The 20247-nt window shown below is 56.1% G+C and carries 16 protein-coding genes; 13 read left to right on the forward strand and 3 right to left on the reverse strand.

What is annotated here, in order from left to right; all coding sequences use genetic code 11:
* The first annotated feature begins 38 nt into the window (after positions 1–38).
* From rfbA to EOC93_RS09175, 9 genes are all read left to right on the forward strand, one after another.
* The gene (rfbA, locus tag EOC93_RS09135) at positions 39–920 is read left to right on the forward strand and encodes a glucose-1-phosphate thymidylyltransferase RfbA (RefSeq protein WP_127204430.1); all 882 of its coding nucleotides are present in this window, start codon (positions 39–41) and stop codon (positions 918–920) included.
* Positions 921–1475, forward strand: coding sequence for a dTDP-4-dehydrorhamnose 3,5-epimerase (gene rfbC / locus EOC93_RS09140; protein WP_095486116.1), 555 nt, complete (start codon positions 921–923; stop codon positions 1473–1475). It begins immediately after the preceding gene.
* A gap of 25 nt (positions 1476–1500) precedes the next feature.
* The gene (gene rfbB, locus EOC93_RS09145; protein WP_127204431.1) at positions 1501–2571 is read left to right on the forward strand and encodes a dTDP-glucose 4,6-dehydratase; all 1071 of its coding nucleotides are present in this window, start codon (positions 1501–1503) and stop codon (positions 2569–2571) included.
* Positions 2568–3476 carry a dTDP-4-dehydrorhamnose reductase gene (rfbD, locus tag EOC93_RS09150; RefSeq protein WP_127204432.1) on the forward strand — a complete coding sequence of 303 codons (909 nt, stop codon included), beginning with the start codon at positions 2568–2570 and terminating at the stop codon, positions 3474–3476. The genes rfbB and rfbD overlap by 4 nt, the downstream gene beginning before the upstream one ends.
* The gene (locus EOC93_RS09155; RefSeq protein WP_206072964.1) at positions 3473–6124 is read left to right on the forward strand and encodes a glycoside hydrolase family 99-like domain-containing protein; all 2652 of its coding nucleotides are present in this window, start codon (positions 3473–3475) and stop codon (positions 6122–6124) included. Before rfbD ends, EOC93_RS09155 begins: the two co-directional genes overlap by 4 nt.
* Positions 6117–7808, forward strand: coding sequence for a rhamnan synthesis F family protein (locus tag EOC93_RS09160; RefSeq protein WP_164759091.1), 1692 nt, complete (start codon positions 6117–6119; stop codon positions 7806–7808). The genes EOC93_RS09155 and EOC93_RS09160 overlap by 8 nt, the downstream gene beginning before the upstream one ends.
* Positions 7809–7952: 144 nt before the next feature.
* On the forward strand, positions 7953–8732 hold the full coding sequence (locus tag EOC93_RS09165; protein ID WP_095486112.1) for an ABC transporter permease: 780 nt from the start codon (positions 7953–7955) through the stop codon (positions 8730–8732).
* Complete coding sequence (locus tag EOC93_RS09170) at positions 8722–10254, forward strand: ABC transporter ATP-binding protein (RefSeq protein WP_127204434.1); 1533 nt, start codon at positions 8722–8724, stop codon at positions 10252–10254. The genes EOC93_RS09165 and EOC93_RS09170 overlap by 11 nt, the downstream gene beginning before the upstream one ends.
* Positions 10255–10334: 80 nt before the next feature.
* The gene (locus EOC93_RS09175) at positions 10335–11138 is read left to right on the forward strand and encodes a glycosyltransferase family 2 protein (protein ID WP_127204435.1); all 804 of its coding nucleotides are present in this window, start codon (positions 10335–10337) and stop codon (positions 11136–11138) included.
* Positions 11139–11240: 102 nt separating this feature from the next.
* Here the strand turns inward: EOC93_RS09175 and EOC93_RS09180 are convergent, their stop codons facing one another.
* A complete protein-coding gene (locus tag EOC93_RS09180; protein ID WP_164759092.1) occupies positions 11241–12743 on the reverse strand; it encodes a glycosyltransferase family 39 protein in 1503 nt (500 codons plus the stop codon).
* Between the two features lie 318 nt (positions 12744–13061).
* Here EOC93_RS09180 and EOC93_RS09185 point away from each other — a divergent pair, with 318 nt between their 5' ends.
* The 3 genes from EOC93_RS09185 to EOC93_RS09195 all read left to right on the forward strand — a co-directional run bounded on the left by EOC93_RS09185 (position 13062) and on the right by EOC93_RS09195 (position 16587).
* On the forward strand, positions 13062–15023 hold the full coding sequence (locus EOC93_RS09185; protein ID WP_127204437.1) for a nucleoside-diphosphate sugar epimerase/dehydratase: 1962 nt from the start codon (positions 13062–13064) through the stop codon (positions 15021–15023).
* 82 nt (positions 15024–15105) lie between these two features.
* A complete protein-coding gene (locus EOC93_RS09190) occupies positions 15106–16038 on the forward strand; it encodes a glycosyltransferase family 2 protein (RefSeq protein WP_127204438.1) in 933 nt (310 codons plus the stop codon).
* A 9-nt stretch (positions 16039–16047) separates the two neighbouring features.
* Entirely contained in the window at positions 16048–16587 is a 540-nt protein-coding gene (locus EOC93_RS09195; RefSeq protein WP_127204443.1) for a sugar transferase, read from the forward strand.
* Here the strand turns inward: EOC93_RS09195 and EOC93_RS09200 are convergent.
* A complete protein-coding gene (locus EOC93_RS09200) occupies positions 16575–17522 on the reverse strand; it encodes an NAD-dependent epimerase/dehydratase family protein (protein ID WP_127204439.1) in 948 nt (315 codons plus the stop codon). The two genes, EOC93_RS09195 and EOC93_RS09200, sit on opposite strands and share 13 nt — an antisense overlap.
* Before the next feature lie 17 nt (positions 17523–17539).
* Positions 17540–18727 carry an O-antigen ligase gene (locus EOC93_RS09205; protein WP_126107209.1) on the reverse strand — a complete coding sequence of 396 codons (1188 nt, stop codon included), beginning with the start codon at positions 18725–18727 and terminating at the stop codon, positions 17540–17542.
* Between the two features lie 614 nt (positions 18728–19341).
* On the opposite strand from EOC93_RS09205, the gene cysD reads away from it, so the two are divergent.
* Positions 19342–20247, forward strand: coding sequence for a sulfate adenylyltransferase subunit CysD (gene cysD, locus EOC93_RS09210; RefSeq protein WP_095486105.1), 906 nt, complete (start codon positions 19342–19344; stop codon positions 20245–20247).

The raw sequence follows: 20247 nt of genomic DNA on the forward strand, positions 1-20247 counted from the left end.
GTCGGCTGGGGAGCGAAGGCGGTTTTTAGGAGAGCTTGTTGAAAGGCATTATCTTGGCTGGGGGCAGCGGAACCCGGCTCTATCCGCTGACACTGGCGGTCTCTAAGCAAATCCTGCCGATATACGACAAGCCGATGATCTACTATCCGCTGAGCGTCCTGATGCTGGCGGGAATCCGCGAGGTTCTGGTCATCTCGACCCCGCGCGACCTGCCGGTTTTTCGGGATCTGCTCGGCGACGGCTCAGAGTTCGGGCTTGATCTGTCCTATGCTGAGCAGCCGCATCCCAACGGCCTTGCTGAAGCCTTCATCATTGGCCGTGACTTCATCGGCAATGACAGCGTCTCGATGATCCTCGGCGATAACATCTATTTCGGCGAAGGGCTGTCGCAGCTCTGCCGGACGGCAGCTTCGCGCAAAAGCGGCGCCTCGGTGTTCGCCTACCATGTCGAGGATCCGCAACGCTATGGCGTGGTTTCGTTCGACAAGATCAGCGGCTCCGCTTTGACGATCGAGGAAAAACCGCAGGCACCGAAGTCGAATTGGGCCATCACCGGCCTCTATTTTTACGACAATGATGTCGTGAATATAGCCCCGACGATCCGGCCCTCTGCCCGTGGCGAGCTCGAGATCACGGCGGTCAACAACGTATACCTGGAACGCGGGCAGTTGCAGGTTCACCAACTCGGCCGCGGCTATGCGTGGCTCGACACCGGCACCCATGACAGCCTGCATGAAGCCTCTTCCTTCGTGCGCACGATCGAGCATCGTCAAGGTATCAAGGTTGCCTGCCCGGAAGAAATCGCCTTCGAGCAGGGCTGGCTGACGGCGGACAAGGTTCTGCAGCGCGCCACCCGCCTGGGAAAGAATGAATATGCCGCCTATTTGCGCAAGCGCGTCATCGAGTTGACGGAGAACTAGGTGTTGGAGATCAGGCCCCTCGGCCTCGACGGCGTGCTGGAGATCATCCCGAAGCGGTTCGGCGACACGCGGGGGTTCTTTGTCGAGACCTACAACGTCGAGCGGTTTTCAGACGCCGGTATCGATCTGCGTTTCGTGCAGGACAACCACTCCTATTCCGCTGCCGCGGGTGTGTTGAGGGGGCTTCACTATCAGCTTCCCCCGCGTGCCCAGGACAAGCTGCTGCGCGTTATCCGCGGCAGGATTCTTGACGTTGCGGTCGATATTCGCCGCAGTTCGAAGACATTCGGAAAATGGGTGGCCCTCGATATCTCCGCCGAAAAAGGCAATCAAATTTTGGTGCCGCAAGGCTTTGCGCACGGTTTCGTCACGCTCGTGCCGGACACCGAGGTGCTGTATAAGGTCACCGACACCTATTCGCCGGAACATGACCGATCGATCCGTTTCGACGATCCCGCCATCGGCGTCGAATGGCCATCGCTATCAGGCGGATTTCAACTTTCGGACAAGGACCTCAAGGCGCCGCCGCTCGCCGCCGCCGAGGTGTTTGTGTGAAAGACGTTTACGTGAGGAGAGCGGCATGAATTTTCTGGTGACTGGAGGTGCCGGCTTCATCGGCTCGGCGGTGTGCCGGCATTTGTGCGGCAATCCGGCCTACCGGGTGACCAACATCGACAAGCTCACCTATGCGGGAAACCTCGCCTCGTTGCGGCCGATCGAAAACGCGCACAACTACAGATTCGTGCACGCCGATATCTGTGACGACAGGACGATTCTGGAAGTGCTGCACCACGACGACATCGACGTCATCATGCATCTTGCCGCCGAAAGCCATGTCGACCGGTCGATCGACGGGCCGGGCGCGTTCATCGAGACCAACATCGTGGGAACTTACCGAATGCTCAATTCGGCCCTGGAATATTGGCGCAGACTTCCCGACGAGAAGAAAAGCCGTTTTCGTTTCCATCATGTTTCGACCGACGAGGTGTTCGGCGATCTGCCCTTCGACAACGGCATCTTCACCGAACAGTCGCCCTATGCACCGTCTTCGCCCTATTCGGCGTCGAAGGCCGCATCCGACCATTTGGTGCGTGCATGGCATGACACCTACGGCCTACCGGTCGTCCTGTCGAACTGTTCGAACAATTACGGTCCGTTCCATTTCCCCGAAAAGCTGATCCCGCTCGTCATATTGAACGCGCTCGACGAAAAACCGTTGCCGGTCTATGGCGCCGGCGCGAACGTGCGCGACTGGCTTTTCGTCGAGGACCATGCGCGCGCCTTGGCGATGGTCGCGACCCAGGGGGCGGTTGGCGAGAGCTACAATATCGGCGGCGGCTCGGAACGTACCAATCTGGCGGTGGTCGAGGCGATCTGCGACATCCTCGACAGCAGGCGGCCGCGTTCTGCCGGCCGACGCTATCGCGATCTCATCACCTTCGTCGCCGACCGCCCGGGCCATGACCGGCGCTACGCAATCGACGCTTCGAAGATCGAGCGTGATCTCGGCTGGACGCCGCGCGAGACCTTCGACAGCGGCCTCGCCAGGACGGTGGACTGGTATCTTCAGAACGAGTGGTGGTGGGGTCCGATCCGACGCGAGCAGTACGCCGGCGAGCGGTTGGGCGAAGCGCGGAAGGGCGCCGCGTGAGGCTTGTCGTCACCGGACGCGAGGGCCAGGTTGTCAGCAGCCTTGTCGAGCGTGCGCGCACGCACCCGGATGTCGAGGTCGTCACCCTCGGCAGGCCTGAACTCGATCTGGCGAAGCCGGAGACGATCGAACGGGCGCTTGTGGCTACCCGACCCGACCTGGTCGTGTCCGCCGCCGCTTACACCGCCGTCGACCAGGCTGAGGACGAACCGGACCTTGCCTTCGCCGTTAACGGCATCGGCGCCGGCCATGTCGCCGCGGCTGCAGCACGGATCGGTGCACCGGTGATCCATCTGTCGACCGATTATGTCTTCGATGGGAGCGGCGAGGGGGCTTATGTAGAAGAAGACGAGCCCGCTCCGCGCAGCGTGTACGGCGCCTCGAAGCTCGCCGGCGAGCAGGCGGTCGCCAAGGCCAATCCGCGCCATCTCATCCTGCGCACGGCATGGGTCTACAGCCCGTTTGGCAGGAATTTTGTCAAGACGATGCTGCGCCTCGCTGCCGATCGCGACGAGTTAGCGGTGGTGGCCGACCAGTGGGGAAATCCCACTTCGGCGCTTGATATCTCTGACGCGATCTTGCATGTCGCGGCGATGCTGCATGGAAACAAGGACTTTGCCTCATACGGTGTCTATCATCTGGCTGGAACCGGCGAGACCAACTGGAGCGGCTTTGCCCGTCATATCCTGGACACAAGCCAGGCGTTTGGTGGCCCCTATGCGCGGGTGAGGGATATCGCCACTGTGGATTATCCGACCAAGGCGCAGCGCCCGGCGAATTCTCGCCTAGCGAGGACGAAATTCACGTCCGAGTTCGGATGGACGGCGCCGGAATGGCGAGAATCGACGAAAGAGGTGGTCCGTCGTCTTCTGATCGGAGAGACGAGACAGACATTGACAGCATGAACAAGCAACCATCTCCGGAAAATTTGCGTAGTGCGACGCCCGCGCCACGTGCCGCCGACAAAGCAGCGGCGAAGGCGCGAGCCAAAGCCAAACCGACCGCCGCCAAGCGCACCTGTATTATGGTGCTCGGCATGCACCGTTCCGGCACCAGTGCACTGACCAGGGCCATCAGCCTGCTCGGCGCCGGGTTACCGAAGAATATGCTCGGCGCCAATCCAACCAACGAAACAGGCCACTGGGAGCCGCTGCGGCTTATGGAACTCCATGACCGGATGCTGGCCGAGGCTGGCAGCCGATGGGATGACTGGCGGGCTTTCGATCTGAGCGACCTGTCGAAGGCGCGTGCCCGACTCTATCGGGCCGAGATCGCACGGTTGATCGACGAGGAATATGGCAACGCACCGCTCCTGGTGCTTAAGGAGCCGCGCATCTCGCGTTTCGTGCCGCTGTATGCGGACGTCTTGAAGTCGATGAAAATCGATCAGCGATACGTGCTTGCAAGTCGCAATCCGCTTGCGGTCATCGCCTCGCTGGGCAAACGGGGCGGGTCAACGCTGGGGTTCGGTGCGCTGCTTTGGCTTCGCCATGAATTGGAAGCCGAGTGTTCGACGCGCGGGGCGCCGCGCGTGTTCGTATCCTACGAGGGGATGGTACAAAATTGGCGACTGGCCCTAGAAAAGATCGGTACTGCGCTCGATCTTGTCTGGCCACGGCCAATCGAGGAAGCCGCCGCTGAAGTCGACGCCCATATTTCAACCGATCACCAGCACCACGTAGCGAGTGACGGCATGCTCTTGGCGGACGAGCGCATCGGGAACTGGGTGAAAGATGCTTACTCTGCACTCAAGGCTCTGGAGATACATGCCAATGATGCCACGGCCATGGCAATTCTGGACCGCATCAAAGCTGAGTTTGATGCGGTCGCTCCCGTCTTCGGCGATGCATTCTTCCCTGAACTTGATGCGCGTCTTCAGGTGCTCAATCGAGAAAACACCGCCCAGCGGCAATTAATCGAACAGCGCGAAGACGAGATAGCGAGACTGACATCTGAGCAAAGGCAAAAAGATTCAGAAGTTCAGGTGTTGGCCGCGCAACTAACAGAGGAGCGCGCGGATTTTCTACGTTTGACGGAGGAATCAAACTATCTAACGCGCGAACTTCAAAAAAATCAAAACCTTGTGTTTGATCTAAATTATCAAATACAGAATTTTAAGACCGAAAAACTAGCGCTCGAAATTCGATCAAACGGCGAATTGTCGAGTTCCGCACACGAAGCCGGCAATCACTCAGCTTCGTTCGAGGCCTTTTCCAAAATTCCGGAAGAGCAAGAAACAGTAAATATCGAAGAAGATGATTCCAAATTAATAGCTTTTTACCTGCCTCAATTTCATCGAATAGACGAAAATTCTGAATGGTGGGGGCCAGGGTTCACAGAGTGGACAAATGTTGCCAGAGCCACTCCAAACTTCGTTGGCCACAATCAGCCAAAAATTCCCCGTGATTTGGGATACTACGATCTTACCCACCCGAATACCATGCGGGAACAGGTGGAAATTGCAAAGCTATACGGATTGCATGGGTTTTGCTTTTATCACTATTGGTTCAGCGGCAGAAGGGTACTGGAAACGCCTGCCAATCTATTTTTAGAAAGTGATTTAGATTTCAAATTTTGCATGTGCTGGGCCAATGAAAATTGGACGCGTGCTTGGGATGGCGACACGAAAAATGTCTTGCTCGAGCAAAAGTATGCCGAAGGAGATGCCGAAGCATTTATCGACGGGATGCTGGCTTACTTCGGTGACCAAAGATATATCAAAATTGACGGTGCGCCTCTGTTGGTAGTTTATCGGGCCAAAGAGATACCGAACCCCCAACGCTGGTTTTCTATATGGCGTGATCGTGTCACCGCTCATGGATTTCCAGGCCTCCATATTTGCGTGGTCGACTTCTACGACATATCCGCACCCGAAGAAGTTGGGGCCGACTCGCTGGTCGAGTTTCCGCCACACAAATTTAACGGACCTCAGAATCACCCGTCTGAATTTCCCGCTATTACAAATCCCAACTTCTCTGGCGGTATCGTTGACTATCGAAAAATGATCGCCCAAAGCGCCAATCGCCTGAGGCCATCCTTCAAAATGTTTAGGGCTATCATTCCAGGTTGGGACAATACTGCGCGCCGACAGAACAACCCGACGATAATTGTTAACTCAACGCCTAAACTATTTGGTGAGTGGCTTCGCTTCTTACGCTTTCAAGCCAGGCAGGATCATGCTGAACCTGACAATCGCCTTATCTTTGTCAACGCGTGGAATGAATGGGGTGAAGGGTGCTATCTGGAACCCGACCAGCAATGGGGCCTCTCATATCTGGAAGAAACGCTTCGGGGGAAGTTCTTTCACCCAGCCAGCGAACCTGTCGGGATTGATGCAGCTCGATCGCGTTTATTCGATCGGCTTGTGGCAATGACCAACCACGGGGAGATTTCGAGTACCCCCATACCTAAGGAGATTTTTCTAAATATTCGACCTCCCGGCCGAATAGCCGAAAGAGCATCAGCGGTACTTCGACAGTCTCCAACACTGCATGCCATGGCCAGATATCTATATCGTCGTTTGCGGCAGAAGGGACGTGGTTACAGTGGATAGCGTAGCCGTTGTTGCTCACTTCGATGTAAATGATCGCGTCGAACCCAATTTTTTTGACCTATTGAGTTCTCTCTGTGGGTTCTTTGACAGAGTCGTTCTTGTGACGACTAGCAAAATTGCTCTCGATCTGATAGAAAACTTACCTAATCTCACAATAATAAGGCGCCCTAATTTTGGATATGATTTCTATAGCTACCGCGTTGGATTGACTTACGCGTTAGAAAATTGGGAAGTCGGCAACATATTGCTGATAAATTCCAGCTTTGTAATCCTATCACGCGATGTTTTTAGGCGTGCGTTAAGTAGGATGTCCGAGTTGGGTTCTGCCCATGATGTGGTTGGGGCGACCGAGTCTTTGCAGTTTTCTTGGCATGTTCAGTCGTATTTGTTATTTTTAGGATCGAGTATTCTTAGGCGACCTTGGTTTATAGCATTCATGAACAGTATAGAGCCAACTAACTCAAAAATCGACACAATTCTGAAGTTTGAGCTCGGTTTATCCTCGGAGCTAAGACGTAATGATGCTGTGGTTACAACTCTCTTACAGCCGTCCCTTGAGCAAATTGAAGACGCTAGCCATGGCTGGAGCGAAGGCGACAAGAAGCAGTATGCCGACAAGCTAGATGTCGTTTCTAGTGCAACGCCGCCAATTCAGAACTTTAATCCCGTGCACCATCTGGCGGGGCTTGTTGCACGCGAATTGGGCTATGTGAAGCTTGAGGTTTTAAGGGAGAACCCCCATCAAATCGACTTGGGTTTCGTCGATGAATTTTGCGAGAGAGAGCGCCTTGGTTCGGTACAAGAAATGGTTGGACGTAGCCGAGCTAGCTATGCGCGTGGGAGTGACAACCTTTCTGCCCTTAAGATTGATAGAAGACCTATTCCGTCAGCAAAATTGGCGCAGTGGCGGAAGACGAGGGCTGGGCAGGTTGATGTCGCGGTAGTCCTACATCTTTACTATATTGAAATGATCGATGATATTCATCGATTGTTACAAAACATTGTTGCTCCATTCGATCTCTATGTGACGACTTCGGCTGAAGCCGACTGCCCAAAGATATTCTCAACATTCTGCTGTTTGGCTCAGAGCATTTCAATTTACTGCTCGGAGAATAGAGGTCGGGATGTTGGTCCGTTCATTTCGGTTTATCGAAGCGGTGTGCTTGACCGATATAAAGCGGTCTTAAAAATCCATTCCAAGATGAGTACGTATAGCGCCAATGGAGTCGTTTGGAGAGATAGGTTGTACCGGTCTGTTGCAGGCGATTCATTGACGGTACTAAGATCCATAAAATTGCTCAGAACCGGCGAAGTCGGCATCGTCGGCCCACATCGATATTATCTAACCAATGATCGGTTCTGGGGTGCAAATCGTCAGACGATGCGCCGGTTGCTCCAAGAGATGACTATTTTCGATTCCGACGAGAATTTTGAGCTGGGATTTTTTGCCGGTTCGATGTTTTGGTTTGTGCCGCAGGCACTTGCGCCTTTGAGAGTGATTCCCGAAGCGAGCCTCACTTTCGAAATGGAAAACGGTCAGCAAGACGGCACCCTCGCCCATGCGATCGAGAGGACGTTCTGCCCGATCGCGCGGAGCCAAGGTTTTGTTGCATCGAGCGTCATCCTTCAAGGACAGGAAATCCATAGGTATTCCTCAGTCGAGAACGACGTGCCTGTATTGTGACGCGGTTGTTAAAGCGTCGTGGGCGGCTTGGGTTATCAGGAAAGCTGGGGACATGGGCTTACTGTTCCCGACCTGAACGAGCACAACAGTTCGCTGGCTTTAGGGACCTTCTGGTCGCCAGGAGGGAGATGAAAAAAGGACGTCATGACATTGATTCTCTCTCTCATCCGTCGCGAGATCGCCGGGCGGTACCGTGGTTCGGTGCTCGGTCTTTTATGGTCGCTCCTCAATCCGCTGTTCATGCTGGCCGTCTACACATTCGTTTTCGGCGTGGTGTTGAAATCGCACTGGACGACCCCTGACCAGCAGAATGCCACGCATTCGACCGGCGAGTTTGCGGTCATCTTGTTTTGCGGACTGATCGTATTCCAGTTTTTTGCAGAGGTGGTGTCGCTGGCGTCCGGGCTAATTGTCGCCAACGTCAACTACGTCAAGAAGATTATCTTCCCGATCCAGATCTTGCCCGTGGTTTCGGCCGGCGCGGCCTTGTTCCATGCGGCCGTCAGCCTTCTGGTGCTGCTCGTTTTTGCCTACATCGTGTTCGGCAAAATCCCGCTGACGGTGGTATTGGCGCCGGTAGTGTTCGCACCGCTGATTGTTCTCGTGCTCGGCATCGCCTGGATGTTAGCATCGGTTGGCGTCTATTTTCGCGACATGAGCCAGATCGTGGCGCCGCTGGTGACGGCGACGATGTTCTTATCGCCGGTGTTCTTTCAGAGGACGTCGCTGCCGACATGGCTGCAACCTTGGCTTTCGCTCAACCCGCTCGCGATTCCCGTCGAGAGTTTTCGTGATGTGGTCATCTTCGGTATACAGCCGAACTGGACAGCGCTTGGCTATTACTCACTGGTGTCGGCCGCGGTAGCGTTTCTAGGTTATGAATTTTTCCAGAAGACCCGCAGGGGCTTTGCCGATGTTCTCTGATAAATCGGGCGTAGAAGGTGGCGACCACGGTTCGGATGTCGCCATCCGCGTGCGCGATGTGTCGAAACACTATGTCATGTTCGAGCGGCCGGAGGATCGCTTCAAGCAGATGGTGGTGCCGCGGCTTGAGCGGCTGGTCGGTCGTCCGCCGCGCCGCTATTTTCGCGATTTCGCTGCCTTGTCAGGTGTCTCGTTCGAGATCGGTCATGGCGAGACAGTCGGCATCATCGGTCGCAACGGCTCCGGCAAGTCGACCCTGTTGCAGATTGTCTGCGGCACGCTGCAGCCGACCAGCGGTTCGGTCGAGGTCAACGGTCGCGTCGCCGCACTGCTCGAACTTGGCGCCGGCTTCAATCCCGAGTTCACTGGTCGCGAGAACGTCTTCCTCAATGCTTCCATCCTTGGCGTGCCGCACAAGGAGATGGAGTGGCGCTTCGACGACATTGCACGCTTCGCCGACATCGGCCCCTTCATTGATCAGCCGGTGAGGACCTATTCTTCAGGCATGTATGTGCGGCTAGCATTTGCCACCGCGATCAATGTCGACCCGGATATTCTGGTGGTGGACGAAGCGCTTGCCGTGGGCGACGAGGCGTTCCAACGCAAATGCTTCACCCGCATCGAGCAGATCAAGGACAGGGGAGGCACCATCCTGTTCGTCAGCCACGGCGCATCGACGATCGTTCAATTGTGCACGCGAGCCATGCTGATTGATGCTGGCGAGAAGATATTCGAAGGGCCCTCGAAGGCGGTGGTCAACCAATACCAGCGACTGGTGAATGCGAGTACCCAGGCGGCCGGCGAGGTCCGCGCGGCCATTGTAGGAATGCCAGATCTGAATCCCGCTCAAACGGGGATATTGGTTCAACAAACAACCCCGGCTGCCGATGGGGACGAGATAACCACGGATTCGTTGCCAAACTCTGGCCAAGAGGCTGGACCTTCGCTGCCTCAAATTCAAGATCAAGTTCAAATGGTCAAATATGCAGAGCACTTTGATCCGACACTTGTGTCGCAATCAGTTATACATCTGGAAGAACGGGGTGCCCGTATCCGTGATATTCGGATTCTCACATTCGCTGGAGAGCGTGTGAACACTCTACAGCTTGGAAAACGCTATGTATTTGAATACTTTGTAGATTTCTCGGCAGAAGCCAACAATGTTGGGTTTGGAATGTTCATCAAGTTGCTCAATGGTGTTGGCCTTGGAGGCGCCAATAGCAATCGTACACCCGGATCGCAGTTGAGGTCGGTATCGAAGACGACAACGCGCCACGTACGGTTCGAATTTGACTGTAGATTTCTCCCGGGAACCTATGTCGCAAATTGCGAGGTAACCGGCACAGTTGCAGGTGAAACCTACACGATGCATAGGGTTGTGGACGCCGAGCTTTTTCGCGTTTCGCCTGAGCCAGATCTGCTTGCAATAGGCTATCTCAACCTGGAGCCCATGCTCACCGTTTCGTATGAAGATGATGTTGCCGAAAGAACCCAGAAAAATGCCGGGACGTCTTTTGATTGATTGGCGCTTTCCCGCGATCGAAGTCATTTTGATAGAATCAAATCGAGAAAAATAGAATAGTGAAAACGCTAGGTTTGATAATGATCGTGCGGGACGAGGCCGACGTCATTGAAAAAAATTTGAGATTTCATGAAAGTCAGGGATTTGATTACTTTGGGATAATTGACAATCTATCCACCGATGGAACTCGGGATATAATTGAGGACCTTTCAAAAGATATTCCAATGACGATTCTCTCCGAGGAGAACACCGACTATAGGCAGGATGTATGGGCGGGACGTTTGGCGGAATGCCTATCTCAAACAGGGATAGATCTTGCGATAAGTCTGGATGCCGACGAGTTCATTTCAGGATTAGGATCAACCTTCAAGGAAATTGCAGATGAACTGCAATGCCCTTTGATGTGCCCAAGGCACAATATGGTGCCACTGAAGGCTGAATTTTCTGAATTTGCTAAGAACCCGCTCCTTGCTGCACGCTACAGGGTGGCTAGGCCGCTTTCAACGCAGTTGCCAATCATGCTTCGAAGCATGCCCGGGAAAATGCTCTTCCCGTTGCAGGGACTGCGTTCCATTGCCCGTGGGAATCACAGCATCGAACATGAAATTGGCGAACGTTCGGTCTCGGACCGCGCTCTCATTCGCCATTTCCCTGTTCGCACATACGATCATTTCCTAAAGAAGCTGGAACAGGCTAGGGCAAGATTCCGGCAGGAGCAAGATGCGCATCAAAATACATCCTGGCACATCCGCCGCTGGCTGTCGCTCAAGGACGACGGATTTATTGAAAATGAGTACGCGTCTTTTTTCGTAGGCGAAAATGATATGAAGATGTACTTGTCGGATGGAACAATTGTTGAAGATTTATTTTCAAATATGTTGTGATATAGGCTAGATTTTTGCCATATCAATTTGGGGCTTAGCACTATCGTGTTTGGCGCTTGGCACTCTTCGAGCCCCACAGCAAACCAGTGCAAACCGGGCTGATCAAGGTCCAAGTTCGGCAGGATCCGGGATACAAAATCGCGCTTGCCGCAGATCATAAATCTTCACGGTGGGTGCCACGTATGCGTAGTCGCCGTACAATCTTGAGAACTGCGCCGCGACATGGCCGTCGAGACACCGAAACATGCCGGCCAGCACGTAGGTAAGCTGGGGTTGCTCGCTCAGACCTCCGCCGCGCAGATATCGCGCAAATCTCTGCGATACGAGATAGTCGACCGACGACAAATCTCGATAGTCCCGTGTCTCGGGTGCCGGCTCTCCCATTAAATAATCCGCAAAGAAACGGGTAATGCCCCGGGTTTCGAGAAAACGCATCGCTGCGAAGCGGGTATCATTTTCCCTGCTCATAGATCCGGTGTACTCGATGCTGGCATGAGAACTGGCGGCCATGGCCAGAAGCCCCAGGCCGGCGCTCATCCAATGCGACCTGGGCGCTATCGCTTTGGAGCAGGCAATGCCGGCCGCTAGAAGCAGATAGATTACCACGGGCAAAACATAACGCATGGAGCCTATGATCTTGAGCGGCGAGAGCTCGAGCATGAAAAGCCACGCAATGGCCGCGCCCGCGAAAGCGGCGACAGCCCTGTTGCGATCGCCAAGAATAGCGATGGCGATTGCTCCCAGTGAGATCACCATCGTCGGCACCGTGAGGCTGGGAATCAGGTGATAACGGAAGTGAGTCAGCCCGTAGCCCTCGAAAAACCACTCTTTCAGATCGTGCCCTTCTTCAACATGGTTTAGTTCAATAACGAAGCCTCGGAGTATGGTCGAAAGCCCGCTGCCGGTTTCGGTCAAAAGCGACGCGGTATAGACAGCCAGAACGGTCAGTGCGCCGACTGCGGCAACGATCGCGGCTTGTCTCCACTCCAGTTTGCAATATGTGATCGCCACAACGAACAGCACCAAACTGTTGGCGACTCCGACATACTTGGCCGTGATTGCGAGCCCCAATGCGAACCCGAAATAAAGAAGGTCGACGCTGTCGGTGCGCTCTCTCAGTCGCACAAGCGCGTGCAATCCTATGCAGATCGCGAAAATAAGAACTGCGTCTTCTTTGAAGTAGTGCGCGTGGATTGTGATGGCCGGTGACGCCGCAAAAACGCAACCCCACAGGAAAGCGTTGAGCTTGTCCGCATATCGTCGCAAGACGAGATAAAAGAGGACGCTCGCCGCGACGGAAGCAAATGCACAGACGGTCCGGCCAGCCAAGCGAAAATCCCGGTCATGCACGGCACCATCGAGCCATGCTGCAAACCGCGCCAATACGATCAGCAGTGGTGGATGGCGGTAATTGTCGGGTTGTCCAAAGGCAAATCCCACTTTGATGGCTTCATCGGGATGGACACCGAACGGAAAGTCGATGTTGTGAAAAGCCAGCAATGCGGAGATTGCCGCAACTGCCAAGGTTGCGGACAAAAGCTCGAGGGAGACATAACATCCCGATGAGCCTGTCGCCTTGAGTCGCCATGCCGCGACGAATGCCATGCCCAACCTCTGATGCATCGTGCGGGTTTTGTGAATAAACCGGCCACCAAGCCAATCCTGATGCTGTTTGTAGACCACGGAGTCGACTTATCAATACCGCCCCGCTCGGCCACATAGACTAGGCTTTAAAAAAATCTCTGGCGATGACTGCGGCTCCGCAGTATGCGATACAACCGCTGGCTGGTGATTGGCACGACAAGCCAACGTGATCGGCGGCGAATTCGCCCGTATCACACTGGCAGCCAGTCCTCGATCCCTGGAGTGTAGTGCCGCGCAATGAATTCATACTTAGAAGCCGTATTCGGACTTCGGCCGGACATGCGGCGTTTTTTTATCATGATCCAGGACGCCGTCATGGTTCTGGTCGCGGTCGCGCTTAGTCTAGTTCTGTCGCGGTCCAACCTCTCATTCGAAGCTTTTTCCTACGAGGGTCTGACCACCTGGGCGTGCATCGTCGTTTCCAGCCATTTGCTGTTCAGATATTGCGGCCTCTACAACACGGTCTGGCGCTTCGCTTCGACGCCGGACTTTTTCAACATCCTGAAGAGCTGCGCGATTTTGACCGTCGCGCTCTATTGCGCCTCGCTGTCGTTTCGTTTCTTCAAGCCGGTGACGGGCATCAACGAGCGCCAGTTCATCGTCTTCTTCCTCGTGTCCTTCACGATCATATCGGCGCCTCGGCTCTTCTACCGCTTTCTTCGTGACGGAGCGAGCTGGCGTATCCTGAACAGGGCCGCCGACAAGGGATTGACGAAGCAAGCCCTGTTCGTCGGCCGGCTCGGCGAGGCCGATCTGATCATTCGCTTTACGCGCACGGCGCAGCCTGGGGACTATTCCATCGCAGGAGTCATGGCGATCGAGAACGACGCGCCGTTGGGCACCCGGATTCAAGGGGTTCCGGTGGTGGCAGTCCGCCCCCGTTTGATGGAATTCCTGGAGGACTACACAAGGGGCACGAAAAGCCTCGACCTGCTGATTTTCGGAAATGGTGCCGGGCGGGAGTTCGAGGAGTATTCGGAGCTGGTTCGTGTCGCCCGGCATAGTGGCATAGCCGTTGTGCAATTCTCGGGATTTTCCGAACTGGGGCAAGGAGGAAAGCTGGTTCTCGACGCCGTCGAGATGGAAACGATCCTGCGCCGTCCAGCGGTGCCTTCCGACATCGAGCGTATCAGCACTTTTGTCCGTGGCAAGCGCGTCCTGGTGACGGGCGGAGCCGGCTCCATCGGGCGAACTCTAGTCAGGCGATCGCTGGAACTGGGCGCCGAGGCGGTTCTGGTCGCCGATCTCTCCGAGTTCGGCATTTTCCAGTTGAGCCAATATATCGACGAGAAAGACCATGACCGTCTCAAGGCCCGCATAGTCGATGTGGCAGACCGGCGGCAAATGACGCGTGTCATAAGCGAATTCAAACCCTGCATCATCTTTCATGCCGCCGCGCTCAAGCATGTCCCCCTGCTCGAGGAAAACTGGGATGCGGCGATCCAGACCAACGTTTTCGGAACGCTTGTCTGTGCAGAGGTAGCCGCCAAATGCGGGGTGCCGCAGTTCGTGCTTGTCTCGAGTGACAAGGCGGTGGACCCGACATCCGTGCTCGGCATGACAAAACGAGCAGCCGAGCAGATCGTGAGCGCCTTGCATGAAACCCATGCGGCCCAACCAAACGGGCATCAACCGCGAGGGCATCATTCCGGCACCAAGTTCATTGCCGTCCGGTTCGGCAACGTTTTTGGCAGCAATGGATCAGTGGCGACCATATTCCAGGCACAGATCGAGGCTGGAGGGCCCGTCACCATTACGGATCGGCGCATGACGCGCTATTTCATGACGGTGGCCGAATCCGTCGACCTCGTCATCATGTCGGCAGCCGATGCGGCGTCGCGACAGGGCAGGGACGACTATGCCGTCTATATGCTCGACATGGGCAAGCCGGTGTCCATAGTTGAAGTCGCCGAGACGATGATCCGCATGGCTGGAAAGAGCCCCTACACGGATATCCCAATCCGGTTCACCGGAATAAGGCCAGGCGAGAAACTTCATGAAACGCTCCACGGCGAAGATGAAGAAGTCGTCGAGCTCAGCACCTCCAAGGTTTTTGGCCTCAGGACGGATGTTGTCGACTGGCCGAGGGTCGAGACCGCGCTTACGGCGCTGCAGACAGCGATGAAGAACCAGGACAAGGGCTCGGCGCTTGCCGTGCTGGAAGGGCTCCATCAAGCAGAAAGATCCCCGGGTGACCTACGTCGGCCAACAGGCCCGAAAAGAATTGGACATGCGGGATAGGACACCCTTCGGGCGGTTGTGATTGGATGAAGCGAACAAATCTGATAGCCATTCTCAGGCATTTGCAGATGACACCACAATCGTGAGCAAACAAGATCAGCGCGTCGCCATACTGATGGGCACGAAGGACGGCGCGGCTTTCATCGAAGAACAGCTCGGCTCTCTCCTCGCGCAGTCGCATTCCCTGGTCGATCTGTGGATTTCCGATGATGGTTCGACCGACGGCACGACCGCCATCATCGGCGCCTGGAAACCTCGCTGGCACAAGGGTCGGCTGAGCTTGGTGGACGGGCCCCGCCAGGGTTTCGCTGCCAATTTTCGGTCGATGATCGTCGATCCGCGGATTGAGGCGGACTACTATGCCTTTTGCGACCAGGACGACATTTGGGAGCCGGACAGGCTGGAAAGCGCTGTCCGCTGGATGCGGACGCTGGACGCAAGAATCCCGGCTATGTTCTGCTCCAGAACCGCAACCATGACCGAAAACGGAAGCGTAATCGGCTGTTCGCCGCTGTTCCAACGGCCGCCGTCCTTCCGCAACGCTCTCGTGCAAAGCATTGCCGGCGGCAACACCATCATGATCAACGGCGCGGCACGCGACCTGCTGGCCAAGGCGTCGTCAAAGGCCCGATTTGTCAGTCACGATTGGTGGGCCTATCTCATCGTAACGGCTGCAGGCGGCATCGTTCGGTATGATCCGCGGCCTTTGGTGCGCTACCGCCAGCACGGGGCAAATTTGGTCGGGGCCAACGTTTCGTGGAGGGCGAGATTTTCCCGGCTCGCGCATCTGCTGAAAGGCGGATTTGCCAATTGGACGGATGAGAATCTCAGTGGTCTGGCCGCCAATCGTGATCTTCTCACGACAGACGCGGCTGCCTGCCTAGGCTTGTTCATCCTGGCCCGAAAGGGCAATATCTTCCGTCGCCTGAGCTATCTGCGCCAAAGCGGCGTCTATCGGCAGACGCCTTTTGGAACCTTCGGGCTCTATTTGGCAATCTTCTCCGGCCGGATTTAACGCATGTTCATGAAGGCAGCGAAGCAGACCTTCGACCTCGTGGTGGCGGCCCTGCTGCTGCTGATCACGTCGCCTGTCCTGTTGCTTGCCATCCTGGCTATTCGGCTATCGTCACCCGGGCCTGCAATCTTTTCCCAGACGAGGGTAGGCCGCAACGGCGGGCTTTTTCGCTGCCACAAGTTGAGAACGATGTATCTGGGGACGCCGTCATTGCCCTCGCACGAGGCGCCGGCAAATTCGGTTACGGTGGTCGGAAAAGTCTTGCGGCGGTTCAAGCTTGATGAATTGCCGCAACTCTGGAACGTCCTTAAGGGGGAAATGAGCCTGGTCGGGCCACGTCCATGCTTGCCCACACAAACGGAGCTGATCGAGCGTCGCAAGCAGTTGGGCGTGTCATCCATGCTTCCGGGCATAACCGGCTTGGCCCAGATTCGAGGCATCGACATGTCGGTCCCGACGCTCTGTGCCGAAACCGATGCCGCTTATCTCAAGGCGGCGTCGTTCGGTCTCGATGTCAGGATTCTGCTTGGAACGATTTATCGGACCTGAGCAAGTCTGCTGACCCGCGCTATTGCGGTCAGTCGCTCGATCGTATCGGTTTCCGGCAGCCAGCCCTCCGAAATGAGCAGGGACGGATCGCATATCTGCGTTGCGGTCAAGCTTTCCCAAAATTTGCGTTTGCCCAGCAACGATGCGACCGGCCGTATCAGGCCGGCAGGGGCCGCAACCAGGCGTTTCGGCCGTCCAAAGCCTTGCCGAAAGGCTTCGATGATGGCGGCGACCGGGATTGGCCGTATATCGCTGGCGATATAGACGGGGCGAAGCGGGATCGAATGGGTCAGCAGGTGCAAAACCGCCCGGGCCGCTGCCTCGGAGGATATCAGCGAGCGGACGCCCGCCAGGGCCGCTGCGGGCAGCGGCAAGGCGGTGTCGGCCAAGCGCATCAGTGTCGCCAGATTTCCCTTCATGCCAGATCCGTAGACCGGCGGCAGGCGCAGCATTGCGGCATCGGAGCGGCCGGACGATGCATAAGCGTCCAGGACCCTGATCTCGCCTTCGCGTTTCGAACGCCCATAGGCGCATTGCGGGGCAGGGATAGTCTCTTCGTCGAGCCTCCCGCTGAAGCCGGCGTCGACCACAGCCCGGGTCGAAGACAGGTAAATAAAGCGTCCGTTGGCCTGTGCAGCCGCGGCGCGCGCGAGCTGCTCGGTCAATTCGGCATTGGCTTTCAGGTAATCGGCTTCGGTTGGATTGCCAGGATCGTTGTTCAACCCGGCGCAGTGGACGACATGCGTGACGTCTTTCAGGATCGTCGCAAAGGCCTCGGCAGGCGCGTCGAAATTCGGCAGCAGGAGGATGTCGTTTCCCGAACCGAGCTTTTCCGGGTGCCGGGAGGCGATCCGGATCTCGAACTGCGCGTCTCGGAGGTGTTGCACGACAAGGCGCCCGATGAACCCTGTGGCGCCAGTGACCAACACTTTCATTGCATTGCTCGAAGCTACTACTCGGCGGCCGATGTCGCAGGAAGCGCTTGTTCGTCCGCCAGCGGCATATGGCGCCCCGATGCAAGATATGTCCCCGACACCAGGAAGATCATCAGCACCGAATCCAGAATATCATGACCGATAAGAATGCCCACCATTCCGCCTGAGAGATAGGTGATCACCACAATGACGATCATGGTGGCGCCGAACCGCTCGACCGGATCGGCACTGATGCGCAGCACTGCGGCGGCATTTTTGGCGGCAACGATAAAGATGGCCGCCAGCGCGACAGCTCCCACGATTCCTGCTTCCACCAGTGCGGTCAGAAAGCCGTTGTGGAAGTGGCTGAAGCCTTTGTCCATGCCGAACTGCTCTTGGAATCCCTGTTTCATCAACAGCGGCGTCGCGCCCACCCCATGTCCGAAAAGCGGCATTTCGCGAAATGCGTCGAGGCCAATTTGCCACATGGCAACGCGAAATCCCAAGGCGGTGCTGTAGTTGCCATGCGCCGTGAGCGCCTCCCAGTCGGAATGGAGGAACTCGGCTCGCTCCAATATTGTTTGGAATCCAAAGGCAGCGATCGCGAGGCCGGCCACGCCCAGCATCAACAACAGACGAAGGGCGTACTTGCCCCTGAGCTTCTGCCGATTGATCAGCAGAACGGCTATGCCTGCAATCAGCATCGCCAGCCAGATGATACGCGAACCGGAGTAGAGGATGGCGATTGTTCCGGCCAACGCCGCACAGGCGAGAAGGCTCCTGGCCTTTTCGATTCCCGACAAAGCGCCAGCCATGCATACCAAAACACTGAGGCAGGCGACCGTCGCGAACACGATCGGATTTCCGGCACCACCTTCAACCCTTGGCAGGCCAATCCAATAGTACTGGATGCCAGTCAGCAGCAATGCGCCGAAGCAAGCGGCCATGCTGCTCAGTATGATGACGCGGGCAAGGGTGGTTTTCTGCGAAATGCTCCAGACCGAATATGAGAAGGGGAAAAACAGGAAGGTGATCAACGGTACAAGATGCGTCGCATCCCTCGCAATCGAGTTGTTGACGATGGAGGCGAGGACAACGGCGCCGCAAAAGGCATAGATCGCGACGGTGAGGGCGGCCATGGGCCGATCGACATTGAAGCGCCGTCTCTTCAGTGCAATGAGTAGGGTCGACCACAGGCCGCCGCCATTGAATGCAAAACTAACCACCGATCCCAAAACGGAGGGAGAAAAGAAGCAAAGAATGGAAAAGTAGATATTGACCCGTGCCGGTGTGAATTGTTGTTTTATCGATGAAAGCCGGTCCAAGGGTATAATTCGCATTCTTCGGGATCTTTTGAGATGAGGATTTAACTTGACCGTGGCTGGTGCAATGATCTTCAAGATTTCATGCCCATGCGCTACGCGCGGTGGCTCATTCAGGAGCCGGTATAGCGGCTGATCATGGTTTTCGATAGTACGGCAGGGCCGGGCCTGCCATCAAAATCGAGAGTGCGGCTTAATCCACCACTCGTGACCGCAGGAGAGGATAGCCCGAGTTGACGTTGATCTCGCCCCCGCGAATATTTTTCTTGGGCCACTAGGTCCCTTAGCCCATTGAGCAGGAATTTCCGAGATCTGGCCCCAGCGTGGAAAATTCATTCCCGAACCACTCTAGGGCAGGCTTGTCTTGCATTGTTATAGACATTGGCGATCTGCTAGAACGCCTGCACGAAAAAACGAAAAAAACATTGTCCAGAAATGAAGCTTGAACCGGGTAGCTGAAAATTGCGCCTGATGCATCGATGCAGGGTCTGGATGGCACGAGAGAACGCTCACAGTCCATGAACATCGCGCTTACGCACCTTCAGCGGCTCGAGGCTGAATCCATCCATATCTTTCGCGAGGTTGCGGCGGCGTTCGCCAAGCCGGTCATGCTCTACTCCGTAGGCAAGGACTCCTCCGTGCTGATGCACCTTGCGATGAAGGCGTTTTATCCCGCCAAGCCGCCGTTTCCCTTTCTCCACGTCGACACGACCTGGAAATTCCGCGAAATGATCGCTTTCCGCGATCAGATGGCGCAAAAGCTCGGCTTCGATCTCCTGGTCCACGTCAACGAAGATGGTGTGCGCGACAAGATCAATCCCTTCGATCATGGCTCGAACACCCACACCCATGTGATGAAAACCGTGGCGCTGCGGCAGGCGCTCGACAAGTACGGCTTCGATGCAGCCTTTGGCGGTGCCCGTCGCGACGAGGAGAAGTCGCGCGCCAAGGAGCGGATCTTCTCCTTCCGCAACGCCCAGCACGTCTGGGATCCGAAGAATCAGCGGCCGGAGATGTGGAAGATATTCAACACCCGCATCGCGACCGGTGAATCGATCCGGGTCTTTCCATTGTCGAACTGGACCGAGCTCGATATCTGGCAGTACATTCTCCAGGAAGACATCCCGATCGTGCCGCTCTATTTCGCCAAGGAGCGGCCGGTCGTCGAACGTGACGGCATGCTCATTCTGAGGGATGACGACCGCATGGTATTGCGCCCCGGCGAGACAGTGGACAACCGGCTGGTGCGCTTCCGCACGCTTGGCTGCTATCCGCTGACCGGCGCGATCGAATCGGACGCCGATACGCTGGAGGCCATCGTCGGCGAAATGCTCACCGCGCGCACGTCAGAGCGCCAGGGCCGCTTGATCGACCGGGATGAAGCGGGCTCGATGGAAAAGAAGAAGCGCGAGGGGTACTTCTGA

Source organism: Mesorhizobium sp. M6A.T.Ce.TU.002.03.1.1 (assembly GCF_003997275.1).
Lineage (GTDB): Bacteria > Pseudomonadota > Alphaproteobacteria > Rhizobiales > Rhizobiaceae > Mesorhizobium > Mesorhizobium mediterraneum.